12 protein-coding genes, 1 other RNA gene and 1 pseudogene are annotated in these 9,794 nt (G+C 28.3%); 11 read left to right on the top strand and 3 right to left on the bottom strand.

Annotated elements, in window-relative coordinates; genetic code table 11:
• Nucleotides 1-316: 316 nt before the first annotated feature.
• Together RQ893_RS06490 and RQ893_RS06485 are read right to left on the bottom strand one after the other, a co-directional pair.
• Nucleotides 317-1,426, bottom strand: coding sequence for a tyrosine-type recombinase/integrase (locus RQ893_RS06490; protein ID WP_311482237.1), 1,110 nt, complete (start codon nucleotides 1,424-1,426; stop codon nucleotides 317-319).
• Nucleotides 1,427-1,428: 2 nt separating this feature from the next.
• Entirely contained in the window at nucleotides 1,429-1,953 is a 525-nt protein-coding gene (locus RQ893_RS06485) for a helix-turn-helix transcriptional regulator (RefSeq protein ID WP_311482236.1), read from the bottom strand.
• A gap of 113 nt (nucleotides 1,954-2,066) precedes the next feature.
• Here RQ893_RS06485 and RQ893_RS06480 point away from each other — a divergent pair, with 113 nt between their 5' ends.
• The 9 genes from RQ893_RS06480 (at nucleotide 2,067) to RQ893_RS06440 (ending at nucleotide 7,442) form a co-directional block, all read left to right on the top strand.
• The gene (locus RQ893_RS06480; RefSeq protein ID WP_311482235.1) at nucleotides 2,067-2,267 is read left to right on the top strand and encodes a helix-turn-helix transcriptional regulator; all 201 of its coding nucleotides are present in this window, start codon (nucleotides 2,067-2,069) and stop codon (nucleotides 2,265-2,267) included.
• Nucleotides 2,268-2,465 (top strand): LysR family transcriptional regulator, encoded by a 198-nt coding sequence (locus tag RQ893_RS06475; protein WP_311482234.1) that lies wholly within the window; start codon nucleotides 2,268-2,270, stop codon nucleotides 2,463-2,465. It abuts the gene before it with no gap.
• Nucleotides 2,466-2,474: 9 nt separating this feature from the next.
• Nucleotides 2,475-3,278, top strand: coding sequence for a conserved phage C-terminal domain-containing protein (locus RQ893_RS06470; RefSeq protein ID WP_311482233.1), 804 nt, complete (start codon nucleotides 2,475-2,477; stop codon nucleotides 3,276-3,278).
• Nucleotides 3,275-3,964 carry a DnaA ATPase domain-containing protein gene (locus RQ893_RS06465; protein WP_311482232.1) on the top strand — a complete coding sequence of 230 codons (690 nt, stop codon included), beginning with the start codon at nucleotides 3,275-3,277 and terminating at the stop codon, nucleotides 3,962-3,964. The genes RQ893_RS06470 and RQ893_RS06465 overlap by 4 nt, the downstream gene beginning before the upstream one ends.
• A 228-nt stretch (nucleotides 3,965-4,192) precedes the next feature.
• Complete coding sequence (locus tag RQ893_RS06460; RefSeq protein ID WP_311482231.1) at nucleotides 4,193-4,996, top strand: hypothetical protein; 804 nt, start codon at nucleotides 4,193-4,195, stop codon at nucleotides 4,994-4,996.
• Between the two features lie 436 nt (nucleotides 4,997-5,432).
• Nucleotides 5,433-5,672 (top strand): hypothetical protein, encoded by a 240-nt coding sequence (locus RQ893_RS06455; protein WP_311482230.1) that lies wholly within the window; start codon nucleotides 5,433-5,435, stop codon nucleotides 5,670-5,672.
• A 192-nt stretch (nucleotides 5,673-5,864) separates the two neighbouring features.
• A complete protein-coding gene (locus RQ893_RS06450; RefSeq protein ID WP_311482229.1) occupies nucleotides 5,865-6,095 on the top strand; it encodes a hypothetical protein in 231 nt (76 codons plus the stop codon).
• 11 nt (nucleotides 6,096-6,106) lie between these two features.
• Complete coding sequence (locus RQ893_RS06445; RefSeq protein ID WP_311482228.1) at nucleotides 6,107-6,301, top strand: hypothetical protein; 195 nt, start codon at nucleotides 6,107-6,109, stop codon at nucleotides 6,299-6,301.
• Between the two features lie 400 nt (nucleotides 6,302-6,701).
• Entirely contained in the window at nucleotides 6,702-7,442 is a 741-nt protein-coding gene (locus RQ893_RS06440) for a sigma-70 family RNA polymerase sigma factor (protein ID WP_311482227.1), read from the top strand.
• 357 nt (nucleotides 7,443-7,799) lie between these two features.
• Here the strand turns inward: RQ893_RS06440 and ssrA are convergent.
• Nucleotides 7,800-8,155, bottom strand: a transfer-messenger RNA (tmRNA) gene (ssrA, locus tag RQ893_RS06435).
• A 149-nt stretch (nucleotides 8,156-8,304) separates the two neighbouring features.
• Here ssrA and RQ893_RS06430 point away from each other — a divergent pair.
• Nucleotides 8,305-9,438, top strand: a complete 1,134-nt coding sequence (locus tag RQ893_RS06430; protein WP_311482226.1) for a glucose-1-phosphate adenylyltransferase — start codon at nucleotides 8,305-8,307, stop codon at nucleotides 9,436-9,438.
• A 1-nt stretch (nucleotide 9,439) separates the two neighbouring features.
• Nucleotides 9,440-9,794 (top strand): annotated as a pseudogene (locus RQ893_RS06425) (glucose-1-phosphate adenylyltransferase subunit GlgD); the annotation flags it as partial.

Genomic DNA, 9,794 nt, shown 5'->3' with positions numbered 1-9,794 from the left:
TACATTCCGCTTAAAATATTATTAAATTATTCCGTGTTTACGGGTTCAGGTCATTTTGGGAGTTTTTTTGTTAAATTTATTCTCAAAAATTTATATATTATAAGTTTATGGTTGTTATTAGTAAATACTAAGACAATTAAAAAACGTTGAATAATCAACGTTTAAAAGGTGTTTGGTGGAGATGAAGGGAGTCAAAGAGACTGTATTTCTATTTCTTTTATGTTGATATTAAGCCATTCCTATATTTTGATATATCCTAATTTATACCATTTCTATGTGTTTTAGTACCTTTTTTGTACTCAAAATGTACTTTTTTTCATAGAAGTAGTTTTGTATCCTTATTCATAATATCTAACATTTCATCATCTGCCAATGGGAAAAAGTGAGAATAGGTATCCAGGGTTATTGATGTTTTTTTGTGTCCTAATCTCTTTGAGATTAAAACTATATTAACATTATGATTTATCAAATAACTAGCGTGTGAGTGCCTTAAACCGTGGACGTGGATTCTCTCTATTAAAGCTTTTTTAGGATCATGAGTTTTGTTATATTCCTTAATCTCTTCATTTGCTTTATTTACTCCCTCTTTAATTCCGTTTTCTATAAATCTTTTTTCCCAATCAAATACAAGATCATTATCTCTAGGATTATAGACCATATCTTTATAATCTCTCAAAATCTTTATTGTTGTATCAGGTAGACTTAAAACTCTTGTATCATATGTTTTAGTAGGGGTTATAATGTTTTCTCCCTTGATTCTTTGAAGAGATGACTCAATCCTTAATGTTTTATTATCTAAATCAATACAAGACCATTTAAGAGCCAGTAATTCACCTTTACGGATTCCTGTCCAGTACAAGAGATTTATTGCAGTTTTAGCCTTTATATCATCTATGTATTGATAAACCTCTTTAAATTCCTCAAAAGTCCAAAATCTCATAGGTTCAGAAATTTCATCAGGTATTTTAACCTTGCCAGCTTTTTTTACGGGATTTTCTGATAAGTTATAAAATCTAACAGCATGATTAAGAATTGCTGATAATTCATTTTGTAGGATCTTAATATAAGAGCTAGCTAAATCTTCATTAATTAGTGAGTTTTGCCACATTTTAATATCAAGTGGAGTTATCTCATCTAATGGTATATCACTAAAATATTTGATTAGTTTTTTGTGTCGATTGTTTTTTGTTTGCTGACTTCTTAACCTCATTTGTGGGTAACAATCTTTTTTGTAAATCTCTAAAAAATCAGAAAAAGCCATGTTTGGTTGGCCTTGACTAGCCAATAAAAAATCACGTTCCCAGGCTTGTGCCTCTTTTCTTTTCTCAAATCCTGACTTCTTTTTTTGCTTAATATTGCCCTTATAATCTCTATAATTGAATTTACAAAACCAAAGGCCTGTTTTTTCATCTTTATAGCTAGGCATGATTATTCTTTGTTTGTATTGCTTAAAAGATTTTGAAGATCTCTTATAGTTTTATAAATCTGACTATTAATATTGCAATAAATCATTATTGTATCATATAACTTTTTAAAGAGTTTACGTTCATTAGGAGTGGTTGGGTAAAGTTCCTCACCTTTAAACATTAAACAATTATTATTGTTTTCTAATGAATAAAAGTAAAAGTGATATAGAACATCATTTACTCTTGAAGATATTTCACGATCACCATCTCCATAATCTAATATCGACCAACCTATAATTTCATTTTCAGTTAATTTAATAAGCAAATTTAATATCTCTTCAGTTGGTGTGTTAGATTCTTCAATAGTTAATTCCTCAACTGATACATTTAATGCTTCAGCTATTTTTTTTAAATTTTCTTCACTAGGATTATTTTTTCCTTGTTCTATCAAAGACATGAAAGCTCCAGAAATACCGACTATATCGGCTAATTGTTTCTGAGTTAATCCAAGTATTTGTCTATATTTTTTTATATTCTCATTTAACATAATACACCTCATTTTAACTTAATTATATAACAAAAATATTTACTTGACAAGCTGATAATATTAAGTTATTATATAATTAATAAAATTAAGTTAATTTACATTGGAGGTGAATTATGAAAATCGATTCAATAAAAATCAAAATGTTAATGTTGGAAAAAGACATAAATATTTCAGAATTAGCAGATTTAATGAAGTCTTCAAGGCAATGGCTGGGGACAATATTAGATCGAGGATATGCTACATTAAAAATGGTAAACAAACTAGCAAAAGCCTTAGATGTTGATCCTAAAGAGATTGTAAAGTTGGAGGATTAAATGTTTGTAAGAGCGAATGATGTAAAAGATATTTTAAAAGTATCAAAATCAATGGGTTATAAAGTTATAAGAACTTTAAACACCGAACTAGAAGATAAGGGATTTTTAACTGTTCAAGGCCGTATTCCTATCGAGTATCTATGCGAAAGATATATGCTAGATGAAGAAGAAGTTAAGGCCTTTATGAATAAGAAATAGGGGGTGCTAGTGTATGATGATAAACAAAAATCTAATACAAAAAATGAAGAGATAAATCAAGAAATAGAACCATATGCAAAATTGCCTATAAGGATTTTAAGCGATAAAAACCTAACAGATAAGCAAAAGCTAATATTTGGGTCAATTTTAACATTATCAAGTAAATCAGGTGTATGTTTTGCTAGTAATTCTTATTTGGCAAAAATTCACGCTTGTAAAGAGAGAACTATAATCAGGGCAATAAATGAGTTAGAAAATAAATCTTATGTAACAAGAAAGCTAATTTATTCAGATGATAGAAAAAGAGTAATTAAAAGGGAACTTAGAATTAATTATTTCAATACTGACAACAGAGACACTAGGGTACTGTCTAGAGAGACAGGGGGTACTGTCTCTAGAGTCCAAAAGTGTACTGTCTCAAATGTCACGGATAATATAACAAGTATTAATACTATAAATAATAATAATATATATTGTCGAGCAGACGGGAAAAATGAAGAAATAATTATTTGTGTTATAAATTATCTTAATGAAAAAGCTGATAAAAATTATAAGTCTACTACTCAAAAGACTAAAAGTTTAATTAATGCCAGGATCAAAGAGGGATTTACCTTAGATGATTTTAAAAAAGTTATTGATACAAAGACACAGCAATGGAAATTAAGTGCAGATATGAATAGATATTTAAGGCCAGAGACTCTGTTTGGAAATAAGTTTGAATCATATTTGCAAGAAAAAAATATTGACAATCGAGCCAGTAACAATGCATCTAATAGGTTTGCAGATGAAGATAAGAATGTGATTAAAATATGAGAATAGATGATTTATATGATGAAGAGAGAGTTAAGAAGCTACGAGCAGAAAAAGAAAGAGAACTTCAAAAAAGAATTAACGAAACATATTTAAGATACCATAAACAGCAGAATGGATTAAAATATTCAATGATACCAGAAAAGTATAAAAAAGCAGAGTTTTCTGACTTAACCATAACCAAAGAAAATCAATCGATGGTTGAGATGGTAGTTAGATATGTAAAAAACTTTGATAGAATGAGAAAAGGTATTTGCCTAATGGGTTCTTGCGGAATAGGAAAGACAAGTTTAATTGCTATAGCTTGTAAAAAACTTATAGAAGAAAAAGATAAAAAAGTATATTTTGCAACCGAACAAACAATTCTAGAGGAAGTAAAAAAAACTTTTAACAACATGACTACTGATGAAGTGGAAGATGTTATTAGAAGAATTTGTAAGAATGATATTATAGTTATTGATGAATTAGGAACAACAAAAGGCCACTGGGATTTAGGAGTAATTAAGAGAATCATTGATGGCGTTATAGATGGAAATAAGAGATTATTTATAACTACAAATTATAAAAAGAGCGAATTACTTCAAAAATGGGAACAATCAGAAACTAATAGGACACCTAAACAAATAGTCGACAGGATGAATGAAGCAATGGATCTATACGAGATAAGCAATGTTAAAAGTTTTAGATAAATAAAAAAGCTAGCAGTCAAAAAAACACTAGCTAAGAATAAGAGTTATTAGGATAGATATATTATACCCTTAAAGATATTAAATTCTTTAATATTTATAGCCTATTTTAAATTTAAACTATTTATTAGTATAAATACTAGGCTAGGTATATAAAATCTCTTAAAACTCAAAATAAAGTGAAGCAAATAACGCTTTAAATCAAATTAAAAAAAGAAAGAGGATTTTAAAATGATAAAAACAAATTATGATAAAGAAACAGAAAGATTATATAATTATTTTCATGATGGATACCAATCAGGATTAAAGAGATTTAAAGAAGTAGCTAATGATAATCCAGAATATTTTGAAATTGATAGTTTAAAAAATATTAATTTAGTAATCAATGAAATGTTAAAACCATCTGAGAATCATAACGAAGAAGATTTAGAAGATAAGGAAAAGGAACATGACAATAAGTCTGAAACAGTTACTGAAGCTGAAACAGGTAGTAGCAAAGAGGAAAAAGATATAACATTCTTAAAAGAAGAACAAGAGATAATAGATGATTTACATGATATTGAGAAACACTTAGGAGCAAATTCTTGTAGCAAATCATTAAAAACAACAGATGTGTATTTATTAGAAAAGGGAAAAAGTTTGATAGAGAAACTTTATAATCTAAAAATCAAAGATGAAAAAACGCTTATAAATGAAATTAAAAATGAATCGATTGATACTGAAGAAGTTGATAAGCTTGATATTGTTTACGATACAGATGAATTTGCTGAAGTATTCGAAAGTCCACTAGATAATGAAATGAGTGATGTTATGATGTATTTTCAAGCTATTAATTTCCTATCTAAGATGATATTAAACTTTGATAAAGGTTTATTAATAAGTAATGGAGAGATCACAAAAGACTCAACATATGAATTGCTTGATGGCTTATTGCTTAGTTGGAGTTTATCATTGCATAAATTAAATTATGAATTCATGAAATTTGCTAATTTGATTAATACAGGGAAAGCTGAATTTATGATAACATTAGATTAAATATAGTTAGTTACTAAATTAGAGGTCTTTACCAGGTCTCTTTTTTATGCTAAAAATTATGATATACCTTGATAAAGATTGACTAAAAAAGCGTATAAAAAACGTTTAAAGTGTAAATAACATATGAATTATAAGTATTTTAAGCAAGCAAAATCGCTTGTAATCAGTAAAAAAGTGTTTAAAAAATCGATAAAATCAAAATAGTTTGTATTTATTTTATCAATAATGAGTAAAAAAGCGTGTTGAAAATCAACATTTTTACTCAAAACGACTAAAAAAGTGTAGAAAAAACCGTCAAAATCGAACATTTTTGTTAAATATTGTCAATGATGATTAATAATATTTATATAGACTTGATAAGAGTATAATTATTGTGAAAAAGATACTCGATCAATAATTATTTTTAGTGATTTATATAAGGTACTTGGGGGATATTATGAGAAAATCAGAATATAGTTATAATGATTTTAAATCAGCAGTTATTAATAAATACCTGGATATTATGAAAATTAATTTAGACGAAGAAATTCAGAAAAAACTAGATGAAAACGAAGAAGTATTTTTACTTGAATTTAAAAGCTTAGAAGAGGATTTAACAGGTAAAGATGTTATAGCCAAAGACGTGTTTAATAAAAGGGTATTGTCTACAATTTCTAATCTTTATATGCTTATGTAATTATAATCAATATAACATAATATTTTTTTATCATTATGGACGTAATCTCATTAAGTGAGTCTATGTGTATTTATTTTTTACAAGAGCGAATTAAGAAATTTGAATCTAGATTAAGGAGTATAATATAAGCAAGAATAAGCTTGCAGGTAAGCTTTATAATAAAAACTAGTCTAATTCTTATAGGGGTATTCAATGATAAAATATGAAGATTATAAAAATAAGGTTATAAAAGAATTTAGGGAGTTGTGGCCTAGCCTTAGTGATGAAGAAGTAGATAAGTACTTTGAGGGCGAGGGCGAAGAGACTACAAGAGAAGATTTTGAAAGACATTTAGCCGACTTAAAAGCGGGTGAAATCACCGAACAAATTATGATGGGTGGTTGCGTAGGATCAACAGCCTATGAATTATCTCTTATGTACTAATGGAGTTAAATATGGAAAATCAGAATAATGTAAAAATTACTTTCACAACAGAAAAAGAAAAAGCCGAATGGAACTCTTTAAGTGAAGAAGATAAAAAAGAATGGCAATTAACAGCTAACTATTTAAAAGAAGAGTGGCCAGATATTGTAACAGGCGACTCATTGAGTTATTGGGAAGTAAAGATGATGAACAATTCAGGAATGTAAAATTTAATAAGTACAACACAAACACTTTAGTAAAAACTAGTGTGTTTTTTATATAATCTGTTTATGAAAATACCAAGCTATCTTATGAGATTAATTTATATCTACAAGCAATATTCACTTTATAGGACGTATGATAAAGATAAAGACATATAAATATATGCTTGTAAAAATAAAAGGTCTTAAAACTCAAAATACGAGCTTGTAATTAATAAATAGTCTTATCATAATCTTAAAAATATTGTATAATATACATAAGAACAAAATGGCTTAAATTAGTCGTTTTTGATTTTGAAATGTTTAAATTATTGTACAAAACCCAGATTTTGTGCAATTATTGGGGTTATTTTAGAATTAAAATAAATATATACAAAGAATATACAAAAGGTTATAAGATTGTAAAATGGCAAATTATAAATCAAATGATGAATTATTTATAAAATATCAAAAAACTAGGGATATTGATATAAGAAATAAGATTGTGCTGCATAATCGAAAACTTATATATCCAGTAATAAATAAATTTTATAATCCTAAATCAAATGAATATGAAGAATTAGAACAGGAAGCCTTTATATGCTTAATAAAAGCGGTTGAAAATTATGATCCTAATTTAGGGTTTGAGTTTTCTACCTATGCTACAAAATGTTTGTATGCTATAAACAATCATAAATTGACATATAAGGCTGAAATATCTCTTGATACACCTATAAAAAAATCGGTCGATGAAGATATAAATTTGATTGATACAATTGAAGATGAGGGAATAGATATTGAATCAGAAATAATGTACTCATGCTTAAATGATAGGATTAAATCAATACTAAGTGAAGATGAGTACAAAGTAATTAAGTACATATACTTTTATGAATTAACACTTGCTAAAATACGAGTACTAATAAATAAGCCTATGGATAAGGTTAGAAAACTAAAATATACCGCTTTAAGAAAGATAAAGAATGATCCTGATTTTCAAGATTATAGAGACTATGAAGCTAGTCAATTCAATATAGAATATATTAGTGCATATGACTATTCAAAACCTAAAGTACAAACATCTAATATTGCTAATCCAGTTTGGCAAACAGTTTTACAAAGAGAAAAGAGAGATAAAAAGGTTATAAAAGGTATTTTTAAAAATTAGATAGATAAAAAGCTAAAATGTGATAAACAAGACGTTCTAAATTGAGTTTAGAGCGTTTTTATTTTTTGAGGTATGTAATTATATCTGTAAGATTGAAAAATCTCTTATAAATCAATATAGGTTTAAAAAATCTAATATTAGCAATTATGAATAAGAAAATCTGAATGTTACTTTATTGATTGCTTATATCAAGGCTGCTAACTAAAAGTATCCTGGTAATAAGAGATTAATATTATATGAATACATAAGCTAATAGATGAATATATTCAAATGTAAAAGATTGATAATAAAATTATAAGTACTTTTTATGTACTCCTAAAAAAATAAACGCTGAATAATCAACGTTTACAATATGTTTGGTGGAGATGAAGGGAGTCGAACCCTTGTCCGTGAAAGCGTCACCAAAGGCATCTACAAGTTTATTAAGTTTTAAAGTTTCGCATAAAAAATCAAAAACTTACAAAAAGTTTTTATGCTAGCTTCATCTTACTCGATATAGCTCAAAGCTTTGATATATCGGTTGTCGCTTGATTATAAAACAAATATTAAGTCTGCGACGGACCTAATATTCATTGCTTGTCCTATTACTAGGCAGCTAGTGCGAAGTTTGCTTCGCTATTTTCGTTTGCGTTTATATTTAGTTATCAATTTACGTTTTGATATACGACCTGCAGCCAAAGCCTCTTCAATCACGTCGAAACCATGGCATCCCCATATAGAGAGATTATACTAATTATATAAGTCTTGTCAAAAGAGGAGTAGATATGATAAAATATAAATAAAGAAAAGGTTTTCTAGAATATTATTTCCTTTTTTGGGTATATATATGAAAACAATTATTATTCATTAAACAGGAGGGTATATGAGAAACGCAAACAACACTGCAGCAATGCTTTTGGCAGGTGGACAAGGTTCTAGACTTAAAGCATTGACAAGAGAAATGGCTAAACCGGTGGTTCCATTTGGGGGAAAATATCGTATTATAGATTTTGCCCTCAGTAATTCTACAAATAGTGAGATTAAAGATATAGGCGTTTTAACCCAATATAAACCACAATTACTTAACGAACACCTCGGTATTGGTGCTGCATGGGATTATGATAGAAATTTTGGAGGGTTAAGAATTCTTACTCCTTATTATACAGAAGAAGGTGGTAGGTGGTTTGAAGGTACTGCTTCAGCTATTTACGAAAACATTAATTACTTAGACGAAGTTAATCCTGAGTATGTTCTTATTCTTTCTGGGGATCATATATATAAAATGGACTATAGAGAGCTTCTTGACGTGCACAAACAAAAGGGAGCTGATTGTACTATAGCAGTTATGGAAGTTGATTGGGATGAAGCTAGTAGATTTGGTATTATGAATACTGATGAAAATGATAAAATAGTAGAATTTGAAGAGAAACCTGAAAATCCTAAATCAAATCTTGCATCAATGGGAATTTATGTATTTAATTGGAAGGTTTTGAGAAAAGAATTAATCGAAGATTATGAAAATAAAGAATCAACTAATGATTTTGGTCACGACATTATTCCTAAAATGCTAAATCAAGGTTCACCTCTTTACGTTTATAAGTTTGATGGATATTGGAAGGATGTAGGAACTGTTAGAAGTTTTTGGCAAGCAAATCTCGATTTGATTGATCCTAATAATGAACTAGGAATTTACGATGATAATTGGAAAATATATACAAAATCACTTAATTTACCACCACACAGAGTTGGTAAAAATGCCGAGTTGACAGACACCCTTGTTAATGAAGCTTGTGTTATAGATGGTAAGATAAACCATTCCGTACTTTTTTCTGAAGTAGAAGTAGAAGAGGGAGCAGAAGTTTATAATTCTGTCTTGCTTAATGGAGTTAAGGTTAAATCAGGGGTTAAAATATATAATGCAGTTGTTGCAGAAAATATGGAATTAACCGAAGATATAGGTAAAGAAAATGATGAAAAAGTTTATCTAGTCAGCAATGAAGGCATAGAGGAGGAATAGGATGGAAAGGATTGTCGCATTAGTTTACAGTTCAGACTTTAAAGAATCAAATTATGGACCATTATGTAAATTTAGACCAGATTATATGCTACCATTCGGCGGTAGATATAGGATAATAGATTTTGCTTTATCAAACTTAGCAAATTATGATATTAATAGAGTTATTCTCTATGCAGGTAGTAAGATGCGTTCCACTATTGATCATGTTGGAAATGGAAAAAGCTGGGAATTAAATAGGAGAAATGGTGGTCTTATGATAAATCCTGTTGGTCTTAATGGTAAGGAAACCAGGAGTGAGATTGAAACCTACTATGATACTATAGTTTATTTCCAACAACATGACTTTGAATATGTTT

Source organism: uncultured Anaerococcus sp. (assembly GCF_963510915.1).
In the GTDB taxonomy this organism is placed as follows: Bacteria; Bacillota; Clostridia; order Tissierellales; family Peptoniphilaceae; genus Anaerococcus.
Note: the sequence above shows the minus strand (reverse complement) of the source record. Positions and strands in the feature narration are given on the sequence as shown.

Bases quoted from the DNA above. Each gene is read 5' to 3' on its own strand.
- RQ893_RS06490 (WP_311482237.1), bottom strand. From the start codon at position 1,426: ATGCCTAGCTATAAAGATGAAAAAACAGGCCTTTGGTTTTGTAAATTC.
- RQ893_RS06485 (WP_311482236.1), bottom strand. From the start codon at position 1,953: ATGTTAAATGAGAATATAAAAAAATATAGACAAATACTTGGATTAACT.
- RQ893_RS06480 (WP_311482235.1), top strand. From the start codon at position 2,067: ATGAAAATCGATTCAATAAAAATCAAAATGTTAATGTTGGAAAAAGAC.
- RQ893_RS06475 (WP_311482234.1), top strand. From the start codon at position 2,268: ATGTTTGTAAGAGCGAATGATGTAAAAGATATTTTAAAAGTATCAAAA.
- RQ893_RS06465 (WP_311482232.1), top strand. From the start codon at position 3,275: ATGAGAATAGATGATTTATATGATGAAGAGAGAGTTAAGAAGCTACGA.
- RQ893_RS06460 (WP_311482231.1), top strand. From the start codon at position 4,193: ATGATAAAAACAAATTATGATAAAGAAACAGAAAGATTATATAATTAT.
- RQ893_RS06455 (WP_311482230.1), top strand. From the start codon at position 5,433: ATGAGAAAATCAGAATATAGTTATAATGATTTTAAATCAGCAGTTATT.
- RQ893_RS06450 (WP_311482229.1), top strand. From the start codon at position 5,865: ATGATAAAATATGAAGATTATAAAAATAAGGTTATAAAAGAATTTAGG.
- RQ893_RS06445 (WP_311482228.1), top strand. From the start codon at position 6,107: ATGGAAAATCAGAATAATGTAAAAATTACTTTCACAACAGAAAAAGAA.
- RQ893_RS06440 (WP_311482227.1), top strand. From the start codon at position 6,702: ATGGCAAATTATAAATCAAATGATGAATTATTTATAAAATATCAAAAA.
- RQ893_RS06430 (WP_311482226.1), top strand. From the start codon at position 8,305: ATGAGAAACGCAAACAACACTGCAGCAATGCTTTTGGCAGGTGGACAA.